The sequence below is a fragment of the Lacrimispora struthionigena genome, from assembly GCF_048627165.1.
In the GTDB taxonomy this organism is placed as follows: domain Bacteria; phylum Bacillota; class Clostridia; order Lachnospirales; family Lachnospiraceae; genus Lacrimispora.
Map to the genome: position 1 here is coordinate 560098 of NZ_JBMBWP010000002.1, position 21822 is coordinate 581919.

The following is a 21822-nucleotide window of genomic DNA, read 5'->3' on the forward strand; positions in this document are numbered from 1 at the left end:
AATCAATCCCTCAATTTCTTATCTAACAGAGCCGCTGCCCTGGAAAATGGGTAACAGACTGCAAAATACATGATAAAGATAACGCCGTAAACCCAAAGAGCTGCATCCGGAACTGTATAGCGGGAAGCGTCAATAATCTGCTTTCCTACTTTGACCACTTCAATTACGCCGATCAGAACCACTAACGATGTGGTTTTCACCATTCTAGTCAGAAGATTCATCATGGACGGTAAAAGCCGGCGAATGGTCTGGGGTATGATGATATGCCGGTAAACGCCTATCTTACCAAAGCCAAGGGCATAACCGCTTTGATACTGATGAACAGGGATGGACTCCAGTGCACTTCGCACCAGATCCCCCATCTCGGCGGTTCCCCAGAAGGTGAATACCAGCACTGCGGCAGTTCCTCCTGTAAAATTCACATTTAAATGCTTTGCCGCTCCAAAATAAACCAGAAATAACAGTACCAGCTGGGGCATAATCCGTACTGTCTCAAGATACAATCGGCAGAGAAACCGTACAAGCTTATTTGTGCTGGTCATTACCATGCCAAACAGCATTCCAAGACAGATGGAAAAAAACATGGATATCACCGCAAGCTTTAGTGAAACCCATAAGCCTTCCCACAGCCTTAAAAAGTTATTTCCCTGAAACAGGATCTCAATTCCCAAATTCTGCATACCGCACCCTCCTTTCCAACAAGGTACAAAAAGCGGATACTGGCAGAAGAATCAGTAAATACGAGATGACCAGCATGAAAAGTGCCTCGTCTGTCTTATAGTAAATACCAATCAGATCCTTTGCCACAAACATAAGATCTGCAAGAGCAACTGCGCTAAATACAGAGGTTTCCTTAATCAGGAAAATAATATTTGCACAGAAGACCGGAACGCTGGTTGCGATTGCCTGGGGAAGTAGAATGAAACGGAATATCTGAAACCCCGTCATACCCAGGCTTAAACCGGAATCTGTCTGAATCTTTGGAATCTGTTCAATTCCCGTACGGAATGCCTCCGCCATATAACTTCCTCCCAGGAAAGCCAGACCTGTAATGGCACAAGTCTCAGAGCTTAGTACAATTCCAATCTTAGGCAGACCAAAATACAGGAAAAACAGCTGAATTAACAAGGGTGTATTTCTTGATATCTCTATGTACCCGTTCACAATGGCTGTTACTACCGGTATCTTAAAAATCTTTACCAGACTGCACAGCAGACCGATCACAACTGACAGCAAAATTCCAAAAAATGCTATGGTCAGTGTTAAGCCTGCGGCACTGGCGTAAAGCGGCGCATACGCTCGTATAAATTCAAAGTCCATATTGGTATCTCCTTTGATTTCATGAAAAAAGGAAGCAGATGAACGCCCATCTGCCCCCTTTTTTCCATGTCTGGTCTGTCACAGGAATTTGCAGGAAATCAGATATTCATATGCGCACTGGAAAAAACCGTATCTCTTCTTGCGAAGCATCTACAGCAAAAACAACACAGCCTCATATTTTCCCGTACGACCATAAATAAATGATTCATTTTTATTTCTCCTATAAACATACTATTTATATATGTATAATACTATGATGAAAACTATTTGTCAATTATTTTTTATCGGAAAATAACAGACACAAAAAAATACCCTGGTAAGCAGCTATTAACCGCTTATCAGGGCATATCTTATTCATTTAGAAAGAATTTAAAGCTGGTCACTTGTATCAGAAAGCTGGAATTGCATAATCAGCTCTTTTAACATCTGCATCTGGCTTAACAATTCTTCGCTGGTAGCAGCGCTTTCTTCTGCTGTCGCTGAGTTAGACTGGGTAACCATGGAAATCTTCTGCATACCTCCCTCTAACTGGGCTACACTGTCTGCCTGGCTCTTTAATGACTGTGATACCTTGGACACAAGGGTATCGATTGTATTGGTCTGCTCCACAATCTTTTTAAATACTTCAGCAGTGGACTCAGTATTTCGTTTTCCCTGTGCCACGGATTCCATGGTACTATGGATTAAATCGGTTGTCTGCTTTGCAGCATCCGCACTTTTTCCAGCCAGCTCTCTCACCTCATCTGCAACAACGGAAAATCCTTTTCCTGCTTCCCCTGCACGGGCTGCCTCTATGGCTGCATTCAATGCCAGGATATTGGTCTGAAATGCAATATCATCAATAATATGTATGATTTCCTGAATTTTCTTGGAAGAGGAATCAATGGTTGCCATGGATTCCTGAAGCTTTTTCATCTCTTCATCTCCCTGTCTGGTCTCGAGGATTGCGGATTCGGTCATATCCTTTATGGTAAGGGAATACTGGGCATTATCCTTTATGTGGCCGGAGACCGTCTCCAGAGAGGAAATCAGGCTCTCTGTTGTTGCCGCCTGCTCTGTGGAATTGGCAGCCAGATTTTGTCCTCCCAAAGCGACCTGGGCGGAGCTTGCACCTACCTGATCAGCAGAACAGGCGATGTTTTTTAATGTAATGTTAAGTGATGAAAGAATCTTTAAAAGTGCAGTCTGAATGGGAGCAAAATCCCCCATGTACTCCACAGAACTTGTAACAGTCAGATCATTATTGGCCACAGCATCCAGTACATGGGAAATGTCCATGATATAAGACCGAAGCTCTCTGATGGTATTGTGAAGCGCAAGTATCAGACGGGCGCTTTCATCTTTTCCTTTGGTAATCTCTACATCATCCTGTAAATCGCCATGAGCCAGACGTTCAATGCGCCTGGTTGCCTCAAGAATGGGCCTGGTTATCCGCTGTGCAAATACTCTTACTATTAAAATAGAGCCTAAAAGAAGAAGCAGACCAGTAATCACACTCATCAACAGGGTATTGCGGACATTTCCTTCAATCTGTGTCAGCGGAGTCGTCACTGCCACAGACCAGCCCTCGGGGCCGCTAAGAGGAATGTATCCCACCAGACGGCGGACCCCCTTGTAATAACTGAATCCCGTTCCTGTCTTTCCGTCCATCATAGCCTTAAAAATCTTAGCGGTAGGCTCAAAGGAAGAATCCTGCTTTGCCAGTTCAATGTAATCCTTTGGATTACTTACGTTGCCGGCATCTGGATGAATCACAGTTTTTCCTTCCTTATTTACCACAAATGCATATCCGCTTTCTCCAATTTTAATCTTTGTCAGTTCATCGCTGAACGCTTTATAAGGGAGAAGACCGTAAAGCACTTTTCCTGTGCTGCCAATGGGCGCTCCGATATAAAATACTAAATTATTATCTTCCTTGACAAACGGACTGGAAATATAAGCAGCTCCGTTAACCGCCTGCTTAAAAAACTCCTGATCCCCAATCTGGTCCCCTTTATCATTGTTTCCCTTGGAATCAGCGATTGTAATATAAGCAAACCCAGAGGCTTGAGCTTCTTCTTCCAGAAGACGCTTCTGTTCTGCTGCAGAAGTTTTTCCGTCTGTCAGAAAACTCTTTGATGCAGTGATCTTAATCTGGTTCCGGTAAATGTCAAGTACAGAATCAATTCCCTGCTGATAGGATGCCGCCAGATAGGATGAATTTAACTTTGCTTCTGTAAGAGAACTCTGATAATAAAAAATAGAAGTGATGGCAGTTAGAAATCCAACTGTTAAAACTAATAACAATGAAACAAAAACTATAAGCTTGCTTTTTAAGTATTTCATAAATACTTACGCCTCCTCCGTTAAATAATCCGGAAAGTAAACATCCTGGTGCTTTAAATCTCCGGAGCAAAAAAGAGGGAGATCACTCCCCCTTCTTTTTTACATCCAGTATATTCCTTTTTTTCAAATGTGTCAAAATGGTTTTACAATTTTCGACAAAATTATTGATAAGATCTATCAACAGAGGAGGACAAACATCTGGTTTAATACTTATCGCTGCTATAATCAATCTTTGCAGAGGTAACAAAAGCAGGGCTCTCATACCGTTTTATTACCGGTTCACCGTCACTAAGACTGAATTTTCCGACTGCCTGATTGAGCATTTCTGCCTGTGCTGCCATCTCTTCACTGGAAGCAGAACTCTCCTCAGCAGTTGCCGCGTTGGTCTGTACGACAGAGGACACCTGGGTAAGACCCTGGTTAATCTCTTCAATGGCCAGAACCTGACTGGATGAAGCCTCTGAGATCTCATGAATGGCAGAAACCGCTAAAGATGCTTTTTCGGATACTACTTTTAAAATCACAGCTGTTTCCGATGCATATTTTTCTCCATCTGTAATTCTGTTAACAGACTGTTCAATCAGTTCTGCCGTCTGTCTAGCAGCCTCAGAAGATTTGGTTGCAAGATTGCGGACTTCATCCGCCACCACTGCAAACCCCTTTCCTGCACTTCCCGCTCTTGCAGATTCAACTGCCGCATTGAGAGCAAGTATATTGGTCTGAAACGCAATATCTTCAATTACCTTTGTAATGCTGGAAATCTTATGAGAAGAAGCTCCGATCTCTTTCATCGTATCATTGAGCTTCTGCATATGTATGTTTCCTTCATTTACACCATCCCCTGCTTCCCGTACGTAAACAGTGGCTTTTTCCACATTTTCGGCATTCTGTTCCGCCTGTCTGGCCACACCTGTTACAGAGGCATTTAACTCTTCTATGGTAGCCGCCTGTTCCGTAGCACCGGAAGCTAACGCCTGGGCACCGGAAGATACCTGTTCGGCTCCGGTGTGAACCTGCTGGGCAGCTGTGCGAATAGTAAGCAGTGTCTGATTCAAATCATTTTTAATCCGTTCCAGTGCAAGCCCCAGGACATCACCTTCTGATCTTACGGGAACTTCCTGGGTAAAATCACCCCGGCTGATGTTCTCTGCTGCAGCGGTCTGGCTGCGGATGCTCTCTAACATACGGTTAAAAGAATCTGCAAGTTTTCCTGTCTCATCCTCTGAATCAATGTCACCCAGATTCACATCTGTATACCCCAGTGAGATTCTGTCTGCTGCTTCCACAACATGACCAATTGGTTCACTGATCATCTTGGAAATCCTCATTCCAAGATATATGGCTGCTGCGGCTCCCATGATTACAAAAGCAATCAGAATAAAAGAAGCAAATGCTGCAGTCCGGTCGTTGCTTTCACTGGTAGAACGGATTCCGTCCATACGATTGCTGATCAGGGTATTAAAGTTATCATAAATGGTCTGGATCTGGTCAGAACTCTCTGTAAGTGCGGCAGATGAGGTTTTCTGATTGCCTCCCTTAGCAGCCTCCAGGCATTTTAAGACTGCAGGATCGTAAGTATCCGTAAACAGCTTCACACCCTCGTCAATAATTCCGTGAGATTCTGAATCCGCCGGATCAATGGATTTTTTGTATGCTGCTGCATGATTCAAAAATTCTTCTTTTTGTGTTTTATAATTTTGCTCCAGTTCACTTAATTTCTGGCTGTCTCCTGTCTGGATCACCATATCTCTGGAATCAGTTTTTATCTGATATAAGTTCTCGATGGCAAGAATCAGATCATTCATGGGAGCAGTTTTTACTTGATACATGTAGGTATCCATTGCATCAATGCGCGCCATACCAAGGAGCCCCACTGCACCAACTAAAAGCATGATAAAAGTGACGGTCAGGAATGCGGTAATGAGTTTTTTTGAAATACTGTAGTTTTTAAATTTTTTCATTTGTATCCTCACATTAGTAATATTCTCAGCTAAGTTTAAATCTTCCCACTTCATCCCGAAGTGTCTGTGCCTGAGCTGCCAGTTCCTCACTGGAAGCAGAGCTTTCCTCTGCAGTTGCAGCATTGGATTGTACCACTGATGATACCTGGCTGAGGGCCTGGTGCATCTGGATTGCTGCTTCCGCCTGTGATTTGGCGGAAGCAGCAATTTCTCCAATAACCGTTTCTACAAAACCAGAGTTTACCGCAACTTCATTTAATGTTTCTGCAGTAATACCCACCAGTTTCTCTCCCTTTGATACGGTTTCTGAAGAATGTACAATAATGGCTGCCGTCTGTCCGGCTGCTTCGGCCGACTTTTCAGCAAGACTGCGGACTTCATCCGCCACTACTGCAAATCCCTTTCCTGCGTCTCCTGCCCTTGCAGCTTCCACCGCTGCATTCAGCGCCAGAATATTGGTCTGGAAAGCAATGTCTTCAATTACTTTTGTAATGCTGTTTATTTTATCGGAAGAACTGCTGATCTCCCTCATAGCTGAGCTTAACTGTTCCATAAATTCATTACTCTTTAAAAGTCCCTGTGAAGATACTAAAACAGAACCCGCAGCTTTCTTTACCTGCTCTAAATTCTGTTGCGCCTGATCAGACATCGATTCAATGGAAGCGCTTAATTCTTCAATGGTTGCCGCCTGCTCCGCGGAACCAGATGCCAGAGTCTGGGCTCCCTGAGATACCTGATCTGCTCCAATTCCCACCTCATCTGCACTGGCCTGTATGAGCTTTAATGTCCTGTTCAAAGACTGGGAAATGGTTAAAAGCGCTTCTTTTACCGGAGCAAACTCACCTTTATAATCCTGATGAAGTTCTATCTGCATAGTTCCGTCCGCCATTACCTGAAGCACCTGAGTGATCTCATGGATATATCCGATATACCTGTTTAACTGAATCACTGTGCGGTTAAGTGCAAGAGCCATCTGCCCTGTTTCATCATTGGATCTTACATCTGCCGATATATCCAGTCTGCCGTCTGCAATCAGATTGGCAGTTTTCGTCAGCTTTTTAAGAGGTGCAACAATCATATTTGAAATAATCAGAATCATGACAATTACCACAAGTAATGCAACGGCAAAAACTCCGATCATCGATGCCGTAATCGCCCTGTAGCCCTCATAAAACTCTTTTACCGGAAGACCTGCGGCTACTGTCCAGCCGGTATCCCCTACCTTACGTACATAACCTTCTGCTTCCGACTGATTGGAAGTAAAGGAAAGAAATCCTTCTGTGGAAGAAGAAAGGGCCTCTTTCATGTTCTGGGAAATATTAAGATCTGCAATCTTTTTATTTACCATGTCTTTGTCCGGATGAAAGATTACCTGTCCCTCTTTTGATGTCAATATGTAAAATCCTGTTTCTCCAAGCTGGTATGAACCAATGGTTTTTACCAGTCCATCAAGAGAAAAGTCAATTCCCACTGCTCCGATAAGTTCTTTCCCATCTGCTGCAAAGACAGGCGCTATAATACTTACAATCTGAGCCTTGGTGGCAAAATCCTCAAAAGGCTCCGTCATAATCGTACTCCCGGAATTCACCAGTAGCTGATACCACGGACGTTCCTTCACACGATATGTCTGATCTGATACAAAGCCATCTGACTGGGCCAGCTGGCTGGAATCAATATCTGCTACCCAGAATGCTACCACGGATTCTTTATCTTTCTCATATGACCGTACCATAGTCTGCTTGATATCATCAAACCCAGGCGCTGAAGATATGTTTGTGCCAGGCTTTAAATCCTGAAAGAACTTTTGAAATGCGACTGTGTCTGACAGCTGTCCGGCTTTATGTTTATATTGATTAAAGTAACCTTCCATCTCCTCAGCCGCTGCCTGGGTTCTTGCAGTCAGTTCTTTTTCTGTCATTTCTTCCACACTGGATTTAACCAGAAACAAGATGACAGCACCTACGATGCAAAAAGATAAAATGACAGGGATTCCAACAAAAAAAAGTATTTTAGTCAGCAGGCTTTTCAAACCATATTTGTGAACCTTTTTCCCGCTTTTTTCAGAAGTATGCTCCGACATAGTTTTCTCCTTTTTTTCAACTTATTTCTGGGTGCTCAGGCTTAGACTAATCCGGTTTTTTTTAGAAAATTACTGCATAACCATGATTGGAGTCGATGTATAAAATGCACGCCTGTAATATTCGCAGTATACTTGATACTGCGTAATCTCAGAGAAACCCCTTATATAATCAGCGTATTTCGTTAGCCGGACGCGCAGAATGACGGAATTAAAATTTATTACTATGTATAGATATAAATTTTTTTAATATATTTATTCTCTATTTGAAGCATATAACTTTTAATTAAAATGACCAATGTTTTGACGGCTTAACTCAATGTTATTAATAAAACACCCCAGCTCAGGCTTGAAATCGCTGCAATAATTTTGATAATATACATATTTCTACATAATATACTATTATTTGACAAATAATTTCGTGTGATGTATAATAAAAATATATTATATTTTTACAAATTTTTACCGCGCAGTATCAAGTATACTGCGCCATTTTTGTACAATATGTCCAATTAAACTATTAAAAAAATATGTAATTAATGCTTTCATATTTAGATATAAAAATAGCCTGCAAACTGTAATTTTTAAGTTTGCAGGCTATTTTAATTACTCCAATTTAAATAATCCAGAAATTTTCGTTACATACAATCCGTCTGTATGTTTCGAATTTAGACCATTTATTATGAAAAGCGATTTTATTATCAGCTCCCGGATCATGAAATTCATGCAGACAGTTTGAAAGATCTTCTTTGGAACTGATTTTTAAAGCAAAGCCTCTTTCATCGAGAATTGGCAATCCCGAATAACTATAATCATCAAGGCTTATGATATCCTGGATTGTTTGGTTTCGCACAAGAACTGCAACGGAGTCATCCAAAGATATTACATCAAAAAAGTCGGGATAATGGAAGCTGTCTCCTGAAACAGAAACGACGTCCCCCTGACGATAGGTGGTCTCTTTTGTCTTCTGTCTGGAGAGGAACGCATTTTCCAGGTTAAAATAGAATTCCTCAAAAATATATCCGCCAGCCCGTAATCCTCCTTTTTCAAAATATGGTTTTTCGTCCCCGTTTTCCACCTGATCCACCACTCCGCAGGCTGATGTCATATGGCTGACACGGTCTATTAAAATCAGCTCTCCAAGGGTTTTATTTCTTTTAAATTCATCAACCGGTATCCGTTGGGAAAATTCAAGCAGACAGGACGCAATTTCATTTTTACCAATCTCACAGGCAGGTAAATGCTCCCCTGTATTAATATCCACCTGGTACTCAATGCGTTTGACCACTGCAGGAAGCATTCTTGTTCCCAGTTTCAGCAGATAATCGTTTCCTTCCTTAAGCGGAGCTTCATCCATCCATAAGATGGATGCCTTCACTTCTTTGCTTACAGGCAGCTGTTCCTGATCCGTCAGAACGTTTCCACGGCTCACATCTACTTCTCTGTCAAGCTGTATGGTAACTGCCTGGCCAACGGTTGCCTGGTCAGCGGAACGGTCTCCCACCAGAATGCTCTTTACTTTTGCAGTTTCATTTCCTGGAAGTACCGTAAGGCTTTGTCCAACCGTGACGGTTCCTGATTCCACCTGGCCCTGAAATCCGCGAAATTCATGGTCAGGCCGGCAAACTCTCTGGACTGGCATATAAAAACCGCTTCCTTCATCCTCGGTAACCTCTGTCTGTTCCAGACAGGAAAGGAGGGTTTCTCCCTGATACCAGGGCATATGATCTGATTTTACAGTTACATTATCTCCTTCTGTAGCGCTGACAGGAATAATCGTCACATGGTTTAAAGACAGATCCTCAGTAAGGGCCTTAATGCTCCTGCTGATCTCTTCAAATCGCTCCTGACTATAATCTGCCAAATCCATCTTATTCACTGCAAAGATGAAATGACGGATTCCCATAAGGGAACAGATTCTTAAGTGGCGCCTGGTCTGTACCAGAACCCCCTGCTTCGCATCCACCAGAATGATTGCCAGCTGGGCGAAAGAAGCTCCTACCGCCATGTTTCTTGTATATTCTTCGTGTCCCGGTGTATCCGCAACAATAAAGCTTCGCTTCTCCGTTGTAAAATACCGGTATGCCACATCAATGGTAATTCCCTGCTCCCGCTCTGCCATCAGACCGTCTAAAAGAAGAGAATAATCAATCTCACCGCCTCTGGACCCCACCTTACTGTCAAGCAGCAGCGCTTTTTCCTGATCTGCATACAGCAGCTTGGAATCGTAGAGTATATGACCGATCAAAGTGGATTTTCCATCGTCCACACTTCCGCAGGTAATAAATTTCAGCAATCCGTTCATCAGAAATAGCCCTCCCTTTTTCTCTTTTCCATACTGGCGGCTCCGCCGTCTTTGTCAATCACCCGGCTGGTTCGTTCTGATTCCACAGAGCTTAATGTTTCATCAATGATCTGATCAATGGTAACCGCATCGGAAAGAACACCGCCAGATAGGGGATAACAGCCAAGCGTCCGGAAACGAACCTTTTTCATCTGGGGAACCTCTCCGGGATATAGCCGCATACGGTCATCGTCCACCATAATAATATCATCATCCCGATAAACCACTGGCCTTTCCGCTGCAAAATACAATGGAACAATGGGGATATTCTCCTGTTTTATGTACTGCCAGATGTCCTTTTCCGTCCAGTTGGAGATAGGAAATACCCGGATGCTCTCTCCTTTATAAATCTCTGTGTTGTAAAGCTTCCACATCTCCGGTCTCTGATTTTTAGGATCCCAGGCATGGGCAGCATTCCGGAAGGAGAAGATCCGTTCCTTTGCCCTGCTTTTTTCCTCATCCCGTCTTCCTCCCCCAAAGGCTGCTGTAAATCCATACTTATTTAATGCCTGCTTCAACGCCTGTGTTTTCATGATATCCGTATAGGATGAACCGTGGTCAAATGGATTGATTCCCCGTGCAACGCCGTCTTCATTGATATATTCCAGCAACTCGATTCCCAGTTCCCTGGCTGTTCTGTCCCGGAATTCAATCATTTCTTTAAACTTCCAGGTGGTGTTCACATGGAGAAATGGGAAAGGCGGTTTTTCCGGATAAAAAGCCTTTAACGCCAGATGAAGCATGACGGAACTGTCCTTTCCAATGGAATAGAGCATAACCGGCTTCTCACACTGGGCGGCTACCTCTCTGATAATATATATTGCCTCTGCTTCCAATTCATCCAGATGGGTTAATCTGCTCATAATCATCTCTCCTCTAATACTTATTCGAATTCTTACCGTTTACCTCAATGATGCGGACGGTACCATCGGGTCTTGTGACTTTCCAAAGAAGGAGATCACCATGTTCTGAAACGTTCATCACAGTACCATTTCCTCCCATATCAGCTCCTAAGTAAAAATCAATGGCTCCAAACCCACACTCCTTTACACAGGAAGCGCATCCCCAGCAGTCTCTGGAATATTTTATAAATGCTTTCCCGTCCTTTTCCTTAATCAGACTCCCCGGACACACTCTGGTGCATGCCAGACAACCCACACATGCTTCTTTAGATATCCGTATGCTCATAACCGGTCTCCTTTCCTATGTCACGGAGCTTTAAAACCAGCGTTCCGTCTTTCATCGTGGAGTTAACAAATTTATGATAAGCCTCATCTGACCTGGGAAAATCCAGGTTTTCCTGGAAGGAGTGCCACCTGGTCTCCTTTCTGAAACCTAAATGGGCAATCACTGACCGGCATACAACCAGGCGTTCCAGCAGCTCATAGACAAACATCAGCTCATGCATGTCAGAGGCATTTAAATATCTGGTCAGCTTCGTGAGTTCCAGTATTTTTTCTTCCCCAAGCTTCAGCTGCTTTTCATTATACTGATAATTGACCGAAATCCCTCCTGCGTACTCATCCATCACCTTCTGCATGGCTTCTTCCAGTTCCTCTGCTGTAAAAACAGCCTCTGAGCCATTTAAAATGCGTTCATACTCCCGGAAGGTTTCCTCAGCAAAGGATAAAGCCTCATAGGAAGAATCCATTTTCCGGCCTTTTTTAATAATATCAAGTGCTGCGATTTCCCCTTCTGCCAGAGCGCCTGTCACATACTTCTGAGGACAGCCGCCTGCTACATCACCTGCTGCATACAGGCCAGTTACAGTGGTTTCCCTGTTGGTATTAATCCAGTAACCGCTTGCAGTGTGCCCTCCAACGATATAAGGCTCGGTTCCGGTTATTTCCACATCCTCTTTTCCAGGGGTCCTGTCGCTTTGCAGCCACCGGAGAGTCTGGCTGGGAGCCATATTTAAGTACGCTTTCAGCAAATCCTCCTCTGTATCTTTGTCAATTCCCTCTGTGTGAAGATAGCAGGGACCATTACCCAGCTGATTCTCCCTTACAGTTCCATAGACCCGTTCACTGGTGGTGATTCCATATTTTTCTTCGTAAATCTCACCTTTTGAATTGATCTGTTTAGCCCTGACTCCCTGAGCGATGGTTCCGGTAGGTGCTATGGTATCCTTACAGCGGAGTGCAATAAACCGCATTTCAAAGGAGGTCATTTCTGCACCCGCCTTAATTCCCATGGCATAACCTGCACCTGTATTAAAGGGAGGATACCACATCTTATGGCGGGAAAAACCCGGATTATTGGGTTTATAAAGCCCAGCCGCACCTCCGGTAGTCACAATAACGGCAGCTGCCCGGATCTCATAAGCGGTGGTATCTTCCATATGAAACCCTACCGCTCCTTTTACTTCATTGTCAGTTACAAGAAGATCGGTCATATTTACGTGCTCTAAAACCGTGACATTTGGTACCTGCAATACGGCATCGGCAAGAATGGGCTTTATATTTTCTCCATTAATCTTAATATTGCGTTTTCCTCTGGTCACATAATTACCCGTTTCATCCTTTAGAATCACAAGCCCCAGCCGTTCTAAATCGGCTGTCACTTTATTAAATCTCCTGGCTGCCGTTAACAGAAGATCTTCTCTGGCTATGCCCGCCGCATCTTTCATTGCATAGTCCACATAATCCTCAGGGGTCTGCCCGTCAGTAATGTAGGCATTAATGGCATTTACTCCTGCTGCCAAACAACCGCTCCTTCGGATCCCAGCTTTTTCGGCAACGATAACCTTTAAATCAGAATGCTTTGAAAGAGTCAGCGCCGCATAACAGCCAGCCGTCCCTCCCCCTATAATCAGGACATCCGCCGTCATAACTTCCCGTTTTAACCTTATACTCATTTTTGACTCCTCTGTAAGATCTTTATTTTCTAACGTCAGAATGTGACAATATTGGCTCCGTTTAACAGTGAATTTTCCAGCAGATACGCTTTCTTGTCATCGTAAGCATAAATCCGGTAAACAATCACATGCATCTTTTCTCCAACGGAAACAGGACGCCTTTCTAAGGATCTGCGGGTTGTTAAGGAAACCCCGTTTACATTCAGACGAACCTCCAGATAATTTCCGCGGAATGAAATATCTTCGATGATTCCCTCTTCCGAACATCTCATCACATCCTGAAATTTCAGATTGTCACTTTTAAATGCTTCCACAAACTCCGGCCGTATGATTGCCCCTTTAAAATTACCCTTTTCAAATCCCTTCAGCTTATGATATCCATCCATTCTGGCGGACTGCCCGATAAACTCAGCGACGAAAGGAGTTGCCGGATTTTTATAGATCTCAAACGGATTTGCAATCTGTTCGATTCTCCCCTGATTGGTGACAATGATTTCATCTGCTACTTCCACCGCCTCATCCTGATCGTGGGTGACAAAAATGCTGGTAATCCCCACCTTATGAATCATCTCCTTTAGCCAGCTGCGAAGTTCCTGTCGTACCTTTGCATCAATCGCCGCAAATGGCTCATCAAGGAGCAATAGCCCCGGGCTTGGCGCCAGTGCTCTGGCAAATGCAACCCTCTGACGCTGTCCGCCGGAGAGCTGATTGGGATAGCGTTTTTCTAGCCCCTCCAGTCCGGTTAAGGAAAGCAGTTCCATGACACGCTCTTTTATCAGCTTTTTATTAATCTTTTTCACTTCCAGACCAAAAGCGATATTTTCATAGACCGTCATATACCGAAACAGTGCATAATTTTGAAATACAAAACCGATTCCTCTGTCTGCAGCAGGAAGATCATTGACTCGTTTCTCACCGATCATGATATCACCGGTATCCGGTGTTTCAAAACCGGCAATCATCCGCAGAATTGTTGTTTTCCCGCTTCCGCTAGGTCCAAGAAGGGCTGCCAGTGTTCCTTTTTCCAGTCCAAAATTCACCTCTTTGGAAGCCTTAAAATCTCCGTATGATTTCTCAATATTTCTCATTTCTATGTACATAAGACCCTCCTGACTTCACGTTAATGGTTTTCCTCATTCTTTTTTGCCTGATGCTCTGCTATGTTTCGTATGATCAGCACTGCTACTGCCATAAGAACCAGAATGGAAGAAACAGCAAATGCCGAAGTAATGGACTCCGATGAATTGGAAAGATAGAGGGCATCGATTTCCAGAGGAAGGGTAAACGTCTCCCCTCTGGTTTTTGACAAGGCATGGACAGCACCAAACTCACCAAGTGCTCTTGCCGTACAGAGAATTACCCCATAAAGAAGGGCCCAGCGGATATGAGGAAAGGTTATTTTCCGGAATATGGTAAAGCCATCTGCCCCCATAAGTGCCGCCGCCTCTTCCTCTTCTTTTCCTACAGACAGAAGTACCGGTATAATCTCCCTTGATACAAATGGAAATGTGACAAATACAGTGGCAAGCACCACTCCTGGAACGGCAAATACGATCTGAATATTCGTTCCAAGAGCCTCATTTAATCTGGCAATCAGACCACCTGCCCAGCCCATTCTTCCAAATGTCATTAAAAAAGCAAGCCCTGCAATGACTGGAGAAATGGAAAATGGAATGTCAATGACTGCTGAGAGAATCTGTTTTCCTTTAAAAGAAAATCTGGTGATCAGCCATGCTGCTGCAATTCCGAAAATGGTATTGACGACGACCGCAATCACAGCTGCCAGCACAGTAACACCAAACGCCGATTTTACAGTAGGGGTAGCCAATGATTGAAAGTAAAAGCCTATTCCCTCTTTCAGAGAATTAATAATTACGGAGGTCAGAGGCAGAACCAGCATGAAAAAAAGAAATACCCCACTGATTCCTATGAGAATCCACTTACTTTTTATCTTCATACATGTTCCCTCCTATAAGCAGCTGGTACGTTTCGCCTGATGTACCTGAACCATATTTACTAACAGTAAAACCAGAAAGGATAAAAAAAGCATCACAAGAGCGATTGCCGTTGCACCTGGATAATCCACATAATTGAGTTTCTGCATGATCACATAGGAAACCACCTGTGTCTGATTTCTGGCATTGTTGCCTGATATGTAGATCACGCTGCCGTATTCCCCCACCCCTCTTGCAAAGGCAAGACCAAACCCAGTTAAAAGTGCAGGTCCAAGCTCCGGCAGAATCACCTTTCGAAAGGTGTGGAACTTCCCGGCTCCAAGAATTGCTGCTGCCTCTTCATACCGTGGATCAAGTGTCTCAAGAACCGGCTGAATGGACCGGACTACAAATGGGATTCCGATAAAAATCAGGGCAATGGTCAGCCCGACCTTGGTATATGACGCTTTTATTCCCAACAGTCCAAGGAATCCGCCCATAACCCCGGTATCGGAGTACAGCTTAGACAGTGTAATTCCTGCTACTGCAGTGGGAAGGGCAAAGGGAAGTTCGATGATTCCGTCCATAATCCGTTTGCCGGGAAACTCATACCGGACAAGGACCCAGGCGAGAATCAGACCGAACACACTGTTGACTAATGCGGCAAAAAAGGAACATAGCAAGCTGGTCTTAAACGCATTTACCACATTGGTCTTTGTAATCAGTTCTATAAATTCCCGGGGTGATAACTGGAAGGAATATACCAGGACTGAAGCAAGGGGAATGAGTATAATCACCGAAAGCATGAAAAGAGTGATCCCCATACTCAGTCCGAATCCTGGTATGACACGCTGGCTTTTTCCTGCCCGAACTAACTGTTTCGTCATGTGTGGTTCCTCCCTCTAATTATCGTAAATCTCATCAAAGATTCCTCCGTCTGCAAAAAAGGTCTCATAAGCAGCATCCCAGCCGCCAAAATCGTCAATGGTGCAAAGATTTACATTAAGATCAAATTTTCCAGAGAATTCAGATAAAATCTTTTTATTTGAGGGTCTGTATCCATATTCCCCGATCAGCCTCTGGGCTTTATCGGAATAAAGGTATTTTAAGTATTCCTCTGAGGCTTTCTCTGTTCCGTCTTTGCGGGCGTTTTCATCCACTACCGCCACACTGGGTTCTGCAAGAATACTGATACTGGGGGTGATGATTTCATACTGATCCGGGTATTCTTTCACGGTATTGATAGCCTCGTTCTCCCAGGCAATCAGCACATCTCCCTGCCCATTTTCCACAAATGTGGTGGTGGCTCCTCTGGCTCCTGAATCCATGACAGAAACATTTTTATAAAGGTCTGCCACAAAGGCTTTCATCTTCTCCTCATCTCCCTGATATGAGACCTTTGCATACTGCCATGCAGCCAGAAAATTCCAGCAGGCACCGCCGCTGCTCTTGGGATCCGGGGTAATAACCTCAACACCTGGTTTGATTAAATCAGACCAGTCTTTTATGTTTTTTTCATTTCCCTTTCTCACCAGAAATACGATTGCTGAAGTATAAGGTGATGAATTACCCTCAAATTCCTTAATCCACCCGGAATCGATCAGACCAGACTTTTCAATCATGGTAATATCATGAGCCAGAGCCAGAGTCACCACATCCGCTTTTGCTCCTTCAATGACGGAACGTGCCTGGCCCCCTGATCCTCCGTGGGACTGGACCACAGTTATTCCGTTTTTATAGGTGTCCCTGTAATAGTCTTCAAAGATTTTGTTGTACTCCTGATAAAACTCTCTGGTGGGATCGTAAGAAACGTTGGTAATTGTAAGTGTTCCGTCTTTTCCGGAATCCGTCTGCTTTGCACATCCTGCCAGTATTCCTGCTGCCATTATCATCAGCACAAGGGCTGCTGCCCGCTTTTTTCCTCGTTTTCTCATTCATGAACCTCCGCATGCTCCGTGTGTTATCTGGAAGTTTAATCCCCATTTACATATTTGTAAAGTATGTTATTGTTTTTTCTTTATCTATATGGTAGAATTTCCTTATCTATTCCCCTAGAACCATATTTTTTTACTTATATATCATATATTACCAGTATGTAAATATGATATTAGTCAGGAGGAAGTCATGTCCATTAAAACCTTGATGATCTTTGTCACCGTCTATAAGGAAGAAAGCATTACTGCTGCCGCTAATAAGCTGAATATCAGTCAGCCTGCCGTAAGCCTTGCAATCCGGGAACTGGAAAATGAGTATTCCATCCAGTTATTTGAGCGGGTTGGAAGGGGCATTCAAAAAACCAGCGCAGCCCGTCATCTGTACGAATTCGCGTCTCACATTACCTCTCTTTATCTGGAAATGGATCTGGAATTTAAAAAGCAGAATCAAACCACCCCGCTGCGCATCGGATTTTCAAGCACCATCGGAGCCTGCCTGATGCCTGAACTCATTCATTGTTTCACAAAAGACAATCAGATTCCCATGCCTTACTTAAAAGTTGACACCTCAGAAAAAATAGAAGCTGCCATTCTGGAAAACCAGCTGGATCTGGCTCTCACAGAAGGAGTCAGCAGCTCGGATAAAATTCTGACGGAACCATTTGCCAAAGAACAGTTAGTGCTGGTGTGCAGCCCTTCTCACTCCTTTGCCAAAAAGGAGAACGTTACACTGGAGGAATTAAGAGAAGAACGTTTTCTTTTGAGAGAAAATGGAAGTCAGACCAGAAAGCTGGCTGAAGCTGCCTTTCACCTCCTTGATTTCGTTCTCCGCCCTGTCCTTGAGAGCACCAGCAATGAAGCAATCATATTGGGAGTTCATACCAATCTTGGAATCGCCATACTGCCGGAACGCCAGGTGGCTGAATACTTAGAAAAAGGAACACTTCTTGCCCTGGCCCTTAAGGGGATTGAACTGAAGCGGGAATACCAGATAATTTATCATCAGAATAAATATTTAAACCCGGAAATGCTGCGTTTTATGGAGCTGGTAAAAAGTAAATTTCTATCCGCAAATTAAAAAACTCCCCCAAACCGAAAGTCTGGAGGGGAGCCTAATGTATGGAGTCCGGTGAGGACTTATTTTATTAGTATGTAAACAACTGTACCCAGTACTGTGTACCTGCACTGTTTTGTAAATTACCAACACCGATATGTGTAAAGTTCTTATTTAAGATGTTAGCACGGTGTCCGGCACTGTTCATCCAGGCATTCATAACTTCTTCTGGTGTTTTCTGTCCCCAGGCAATGTTCTCACCTGCGCCCTGGAAGTTAACGCTCTGCTCTTTTAATGCAGTGGAGAAGGAGCTGCCGTTAGGACGTACATGCTCGAAAGAAGACTGAATTTCATTGGCTCTAACATTAGCTGCTTTTTCTACGTTAGCATCAATGGTAAGAGGTGCAAGTCCAGCTTTTGCTCTTTCTGCATTTACCAGATCAACAACCTGCTGAGTGTAGGTCTTGTTGGTAGTGGAACCGTTGTTTGTGTTGCCATTGTTTGTGTTACCGTTGTTGGTATTACCATTGTTGGTATTGCCATTGTTGGTATTACCGTTATTGGTATTACCGTTATTGGTATTACCGTTGTTTGTATTTCCATTATTGGTATTGCTTCCGTTACCATTGTTGCAATTTCCATTATTATTACCATTGCCGTTGATTAAACTTGACCAGTCAAAATTATTTGAGTTGATCCCAAGCTGCTGAAGCTTCGCCTTTAAATCACTGGCATTGCAGGAGCCATAAATTGCAGTCACGTTTCTTCCGCCATAGCACTGTCTGTATGAGTTATTCACCGCTGCGTTTGCTGTTAATGGAAGCATGCTTGTTAAGGTTAACGTAATCAATCCAATTGCCTTTAGTTTCTTCAATGTTATTTCCTCCTTTTGGGTTTGTTACAAATTTATTACATTTGTGTTACAAGAATATGATAGCACTCTCACTTCCATTTTTCCAGTGGTAATACATGGTAATTATTTTTCCAGATATCCAGAACCGGAAAAAGGTATTTTCCATACTCATTCCAATTCTTTGTATGCATCTGTTAAATAATCCAGAAAATGCCTGCTTGCAGCAGGTAAAATCCTCTGATCCTTAAATACAACTCCAATGGTTCTGCTTAGGGTTGGTTCCATATTTCTTACAGCATTTTTATAATCCACCCTGTTTAAAATTAATTGGGAAAGAATGCCCACACCAAGTCCTTTTTCAATCATCGCCATAATTGTATAATCATCATGAACAATATATTGAATGTTGGGCTTGATTCCATGCTGCTGGAAATATTCCATAGGCTCATTTAAACTTCCCTCTTCCAGCAATATAAATGGCTCCTGCGCCAATTCCTCAATAAGAATATTATCTTTCGCCGCCAGGGGATGGTTGATAGGAAGAACTGCAAGCATGGGATCTTTTTTTAAGGGAATGGTTTTCAGTTCCTGATCCGTTACTGCCTGGGGATTAACGAAACCAAAGTCCACGCTCCCTTCCTTCACCAGCTCCTCGATTGCCGTGTAGTCTCCCTGATAAAGCTGAAAGCTGACAGAGGGATATTTTTCTTTGAATCCTTTCATCAGTCCCGGAAGCCAGTGACAGGATACACTGGCAAATGTTCCAATACGGATGGATGCATTCTGAATCCCTTCTATCTCACTTCGTTTTTCCATCAATTCCCTGTATGCATGGCAGATGTTTTTTATGTAAGGCATAAGTTCTGCACCGTCCGGAGTCAGTGTTACACCTTTTTTTGACCGTACAAAAAGGACCGTATCAAGTTCCTCTTCAAGAGACTGAACCATCTGACTGACAGCAGACTGTGTATAACCCAGCTCCCTTGCCGCTTTTGTAAATCCCCCGCATTCCGCAATTTTAACCACTGCCCGGTACCGGTTCATTCATCTGCCCCCTTATCCATCAGTTTTCCTAATGTTTCCATTATAAACATTTGTTTTACTGATGTAAAGAACCGTGGTATATTTTTCTTAGTTTACCAAAGGGCTACTGGCCATTTTACGGAGGATTTTTATGAATCAGCGCAGCTTACAATATACTACCGGAATAAAGGACGGGATTCCAATTGGGCTTGGGTATTTTGCAGTATCCTTTACCTTTGGCATTATGGCGGCTAACACGGGTCTTACACCATGGCAGGCCATCGTGATGTCACTTACTAACTTAACCTCAGCAGGACAGTTTGCCGGACTTGGGATTATTAAAGCAGGGGCATCCCTTGGAGAACTGGCACTTGCCCAGTTTGTGATCAATTTAAGGTATAGCTTAATGTCCTGTTCCCTGTCCCAGAAATTTAAAGAAGATACTCCTTTTATCCATCGTCTTCTTATTGGATACGGCGTAACAGATGAAGTTTTTGGTGTTTCAGTGTGCAAATCCGGAAAAATAGATCCACTGTACTGTTATGGACTTCTATCTGCAGCTGTACCTGGCTGGACACTTGGAACTGCTTTCGGTGCAGTGTCCGGAAGCCTGCTTCCAGACCGGATTATTAGTGCATTAAGTGTGGGGTTATATGGCATGTTTGTGGCGATTATTGTACCGCCGGCAAGGGATAACCGGACTTTGGCGTGGGTGGTAGCTGCTTCCATGATTCTCAGTTTCCTGTTTTCCTGGCTACCATGGCTGCGTATGATTTCTTCTGGTATGAGGCTCATTCTTTTGACAGTCGTAATTGCAGGAGCCGCTGCATTTTTATTTCCATTTCCAACCAACGAGGAGGATTGTTATGAATGACCGTATCTATGTATACATTTTGGTAATGGCAATTGTGACTTACGCCATCCGAGTACTTCCTCTGACTCTGGTCCGGCGGGATATAAAAAATACATGGGTACGGTCTTTTCTCTTCTACGTTCCTTATGTAACCTTGTCCGTGATGACGTTTCCGGCAATTTTGTCAGCTACCAGGAGTATCTGGTCTGCAGCGGCAGCATTGGCGGCGGCTGTGATTATGGCTTATAGGGGGAAGTCGTTGATTTTTGTATCATTGACGGCTTGCGGGGTTGTATTGATAATGGAATTACTGCTAGGAATTAAATAGCAATAGACGGCATACAAAAATGTGGGGGGGTTATTGATGCTGAACCGTCCCTCTCTGCTATATGCTTCACATATTCTTATTACTTTTAAAACTCATTACTTATTCTTTTAAATTTACTCCTGTTCTATTTTGACATTATTTTTTATTAATGCTTCTTTCAAATATTGGTATCCCTCGTAATATTCAGCTAAATCTATTATTTTTTTCCCATCCACATATATATCTATTTTTTCAGAAATCTCTGTTTCAATTATGTAATCAGTTTTTAAGACCATTTTTTCTACAGAGTTAAAAGGCACTATGCGTTTAGATCTAAAAGACCGTATTATAATAATATTATTGGAGTTTATGATGATTTTCCAACGATTCATTAGATATATCCACAAAAGACTTATCAAAAGTATTGGTATTCCAATCATTACGAAGTGCATCTTTGAAGCATGTCCTAACCCAAAAAACAAATTTATAGCTATAGCAGTTCCTAAGCAAAATATACCTATATTTTTAAATGCAACAGGCATTGTGACAATATTATTTTTATTATAATTTTTATTTTTTTGCTTACGGAGTGACTTAACCCATACATTAATTATTGTAATTAAGATTATTACTCCTAATAAAGAGGTCAAAATTGGTGCTACCCAGTTCAGAAAGTTCTCTTTCGAATTTAGCTTGGGTACACTTACAGTTAAATTTTGCCGACTGGTTTTATATCTATTTTCCTCCTTTTGTACCCTGCTTCCAAAACCAGAATTAGGTAGATAGACTACAGTTAAAATTTCCCCTGCTTTCACATATTTATCAAGTATTATTACATGAATTTTTTTGTTGGTGCCATTTTCTATTATTTGTAGATATCTCTTTCTAATTGTGTCATTTCGTCTATCATCGCCATATTTTGATATACCTGTTACTGTCTTAAATTCCTTATTTCTCATATATTGAATATCCTTAAAATA

At 42.9% G+C, this 21822-nt stretch carries 19 protein-coding genes; 3 read left to right on the forward strand and 16 right to left on the reverse strand.

The window, feature by feature from the left end; translation table 11 throughout:
- Positions 1-2 precede the first annotated feature (2 nt).
- The 13 genes from ACOAOT_RS11540 to ACOAOT_RS11600 all read right to left on the reverse strand — a co-directional run bounded on the left by ACOAOT_RS11540 (position 3) and on the right by ACOAOT_RS11600 (position 16752).
- Positions 3-680 carry an amino acid ABC transporter permease gene (locus tag ACOAOT_RS11540; protein ID WP_420217089.1) on the reverse strand — a complete coding sequence of 226 codons (678 nt, stop codon included), beginning with the start codon at positions 678-680 and terminating at the stop codon, positions 3-5.
- Positions 661-1320: an amino acid ABC transporter permease gene (locus ACOAOT_RS11545; protein ID WP_420217090.1), complete on the reverse strand. Its 660-nt coding sequence runs from the start codon at positions 1318-1320 to the stop codon at positions 661-663. The genes ACOAOT_RS11540 and ACOAOT_RS11545 overlap by 20 nt, the downstream gene beginning before the upstream one ends.
- Positions 1321-1689: 369 nt before the next feature.
- Positions 1690-3645 (reverse strand): methyl-accepting chemotaxis protein, encoded by a 1956-nt coding sequence (locus tag ACOAOT_RS11550; RefSeq protein WP_420217091.1) that lies wholly within the window; start codon positions 3643-3645, stop codon positions 1690-1692.
- Positions 3646-3848: 203 nt separating this feature from the next.
- Positions 3849-5606 (reverse strand): methyl-accepting chemotaxis protein, encoded by a 1758-nt coding sequence (locus ACOAOT_RS11555; RefSeq protein WP_420217092.1) that lies wholly within the window; start codon positions 5604-5606, stop codon positions 3849-3851.
- A 25-nt stretch (positions 5607-5631) separates the two neighbouring features.
- The gene (locus tag ACOAOT_RS11560; protein ID WP_420217093.1) at positions 5632-7686 is read right to left on the reverse strand and encodes a methyl-accepting chemotaxis protein; all 2055 of its coding nucleotides are present in this window, start codon (positions 7684-7686) and stop codon (positions 5632-5634) included.
- 613 nt (positions 7687-8299) lie between these two features.
- Positions 8300-9988, reverse strand: a complete 1689-nt coding sequence (locus ACOAOT_RS11565) for a sulfate adenylyltransferase subunit 1 (protein ID WP_420217094.1) — start codon at positions 9986-9988, stop codon at positions 8300-8302.
- Positions 9988-10890, reverse strand: coding sequence for a sulfate adenylyltransferase subunit CysD (gene cysD / locus ACOAOT_RS11570; protein WP_420217095.1), 903 nt, complete (start codon positions 10888-10890; stop codon positions 9988-9990). Before cysD ends, ACOAOT_RS11565 begins: the two co-directional genes overlap by 1 nt.
- Before the next feature lie 13 nt (positions 10891-10903).
- Positions 10904-11215 carry a ferredoxin family protein gene (locus ACOAOT_RS11575; RefSeq protein ID WP_349670457.1) on the reverse strand — a complete coding sequence of 104 codons (312 nt, stop codon included), beginning with the start codon at positions 11213-11215 and terminating at the stop codon, positions 10904-10906.
- Positions 11196-12884, reverse strand: coding sequence for an adenylyl-sulfate reductase subunit alpha (locus ACOAOT_RS11580; RefSeq protein ID WP_420217096.1), 1689 nt, complete (start codon positions 12882-12884; stop codon positions 11196-11198). The genes ACOAOT_RS11575 and ACOAOT_RS11580 overlap by 20 nt, the downstream gene beginning before the upstream one ends.
- A gap of 35 nt (positions 12885-12919) precedes the next feature.
- Entirely contained in the window at positions 12920-13984 is a 1065-nt protein-coding gene (locus ACOAOT_RS11585; protein WP_420217097.1) for a sulfate/molybdate ABC transporter ATP-binding protein, read from the reverse strand.
- A 20-nt stretch (positions 13985-14004) separates the two neighbouring features.
- Complete coding sequence (locus ACOAOT_RS11590; protein ID WP_420217098.1) at positions 14005-14841, reverse strand: sulfate ABC transporter permease; 837 nt, start codon at positions 14839-14841, stop codon at positions 14005-14007.
- Between the two features lie 12 nt (positions 14842-14853).
- Positions 14854-15705, reverse strand: coding sequence for a sulfate ABC transporter permease subunit CysT (cysT, locus tag ACOAOT_RS11595; RefSeq protein WP_420217099.1), 852 nt, complete (start codon positions 15703-15705; stop codon positions 14854-14856).
- Between the two features lie 15 nt (positions 15706-15720).
- Positions 15721-16752: a sulfate ABC transporter substrate-binding protein gene (locus ACOAOT_RS11600; protein ID WP_420217100.1), complete on the reverse strand. Its 1032-nt coding sequence runs from the start codon at positions 16750-16752 to the stop codon at positions 15721-15723.
- Between the two features lie 190 nt (positions 16753-16942).
- Here ACOAOT_RS11600 and ACOAOT_RS11605 point away from each other — a divergent pair, with 190 nt between their 5' ends.
- On the forward strand, positions 16943-17830 hold the full coding sequence (locus ACOAOT_RS11605) for a LysR family transcriptional regulator (protein WP_420217101.1): 888 nt from the start codon (positions 16943-16945) through the stop codon (positions 17828-17830).
- A 67-nt stretch (positions 17831-17897) separates the two neighbouring features.
- Here the strand turns inward: ACOAOT_RS11605 and ACOAOT_RS11610 are convergent, their stop codons facing one another.
- Together ACOAOT_RS11610 and ACOAOT_RS11615 are read right to left on the reverse strand one after the other, a co-directional pair.
- Complete coding sequence (locus ACOAOT_RS11610) at positions 17898-18680, reverse strand: CAP domain-containing protein (RefSeq protein ID WP_420217102.1); 783 nt, start codon at positions 18678-18680, stop codon at positions 17898-17900.
- A gap of 147 nt (positions 18681-18827) precedes the next feature.
- Positions 18828-19703, reverse strand: coding sequence for a LysR family transcriptional regulator (locus tag ACOAOT_RS11615; RefSeq protein ID WP_420217103.1), 876 nt, complete (start codon positions 19701-19703; stop codon positions 18828-18830).
- A 130-nt stretch (positions 19704-19833) separates the two neighbouring features.
- Between ACOAOT_RS11615 and ACOAOT_RS11620 the strand changes: the two genes are divergently transcribed.
- Both ACOAOT_RS11620 and ACOAOT_RS11625 read left to right on the forward strand, forming a co-directional pair.
- On the forward strand, positions 19834-20556 hold the full coding sequence (locus ACOAOT_RS11620) for an AzlC family ABC transporter permease (protein WP_420217104.1): 723 nt from the start codon (positions 19834-19836) through the stop codon (positions 20554-20556).
- Complete coding sequence (locus tag ACOAOT_RS11625; RefSeq protein ID WP_420217105.1) at positions 20549-20863, forward strand: AzlD domain-containing protein; 315 nt, start codon at positions 20549-20551, stop codon at positions 20861-20863. The genes ACOAOT_RS11620 and ACOAOT_RS11625 overlap by 8 nt, the downstream gene beginning before the upstream one ends.
- A 113-nt stretch (positions 20864-20976) precedes the next feature.
- Here the strand turns inward: ACOAOT_RS11625 and ACOAOT_RS11630 are convergent, their stop codons facing one another.
- Positions 20977-21801: a hypothetical protein gene (locus ACOAOT_RS11630; protein WP_420217106.1), complete on the reverse strand. Its 825-nt coding sequence runs from the start codon at positions 21799-21801 to the stop codon at positions 20977-20979.
- Positions 21802-21822 lie beyond the last annotated feature (21 nt).

What these genes read in the sequence shown, in the direction of transcription:
- ACOAOT_RS11540 (WP_420217089.1), bottom strand. Translation starts at nt 680, where the DNA reads ATGCAGAATTTGGGAATTGAGATCCTGTTTCAGGGAAATAACTTTTTA.
- ACOAOT_RS11545 (WP_420217090.1), bottom strand. Translation starts at nt 1,320, where the DNA reads ATGGACTTTGAATTTATACGAGCGTATGCGCCGCTTTACGCCAGTGCC.
- ACOAOT_RS11550 (WP_420217091.1), bottom strand. Translation starts at nt 3,645, where the DNA reads ATGAAATACTTAAAAAGCAAGCTTATAGTTTTTGTTTCATTGTTATTA.
- ACOAOT_RS11555 (WP_420217092.1), bottom strand. Translation starts at nt 5,606, where the DNA reads ATGAAAAAATTTAAAAACTACAGTATTTCAAAAAAACTCATTACCGCA.
- ACOAOT_RS11560 (WP_420217093.1), bottom strand. Translation starts at nt 7,686, where the DNA reads ATGTCGGAGCATACTTCTGAAAAAAGCGGGAAAAAGGTTCACAAATAT.
- ACOAOT_RS11565 (WP_420217094.1), bottom strand. Translation starts at nt 9,988, where the DNA reads ATGAACGGATTGCTGAAATTTATTACCTGCGGAAGTGTGGACGATGGA.
- cysD (WP_420217095.1), bottom strand. Translation starts at nt 10,890, where the DNA reads ATGAGCAGATTAACCCATCTGGATGAATTGGAAGCAGAGGCAATATAT.
- ACOAOT_RS11575 (WP_349670457.1), bottom strand. Translation starts at nt 11,215, where the DNA reads ATGAGCATACGGATATCTAAAGAAGCATGTGTGGGTTGTCTGGCATGC.
- ACOAOT_RS11580 (WP_420217096.1), bottom strand. Translation starts at nt 12,884, where the DNA reads ATGAGTATAAGGTTAAAACGGGAAGTTATGACGGCGGATGTCCTGATT.
- ACOAOT_RS11585 (WP_420217097.1), bottom strand. Translation starts at nt 13,984, where the DNA reads ATGTACATAGAAATGAGAAATATTGAGAAATCATACGGAGATTTTAAG.
- ACOAOT_RS11590 (WP_420217098.1), bottom strand. Translation starts at nt 14,841, where the DNA reads ATGAAGATAAAAAGTAAGTGGATTCTCATAGGAATCAGTGGGGTATTT.
- cysT (WP_420217099.1), bottom strand. Translation starts at nt 15,705, where the DNA reads ATGACGAAACAGTTAGTTCGGGCAGGAAAAAGCCAGCGTGTCATACCA.
- ACOAOT_RS11600 (WP_420217100.1), bottom strand. Translation starts at nt 16,752, where the DNA reads ATGAGAAAACGAGGAAAAAAGCGGGCAGCAGCCCTTGTGCTGATGATA.
- ACOAOT_RS11605 (WP_420217101.1), top strand. Translation starts at nt 16,943, where the DNA reads ATGTCCATTAAAACCTTGATGATCTTTGTCACCGTCTATAAGGAAGAA.
- ACOAOT_RS11615 (WP_420217103.1), bottom strand. Translation starts at nt 19,703, where the DNA reads ATGAACCGGTACCGGGCAGTGGTTAAAATTGCGGAATGCGGGGGATTT.
- ACOAOT_RS11620 (WP_420217104.1), top strand. Translation starts at nt 19,834, where the DNA reads ATGAATCAGCGCAGCTTACAATATACTACCGGAATAAAGGACGGGATT.
- ACOAOT_RS11625 (WP_420217105.1), top strand. Translation starts at nt 20,549, where the DNA reads ATGAATGACCGTATCTATGTATACATTTTGGTAATGGCAATTGTGACT.
- ACOAOT_RS11630 (WP_420217106.1), bottom strand. Translation starts at nt 21,801, where the DNA reads ATGAGAAATAAGGAATTTAAGACAGTAACAGGTATATCAAAATATGGC.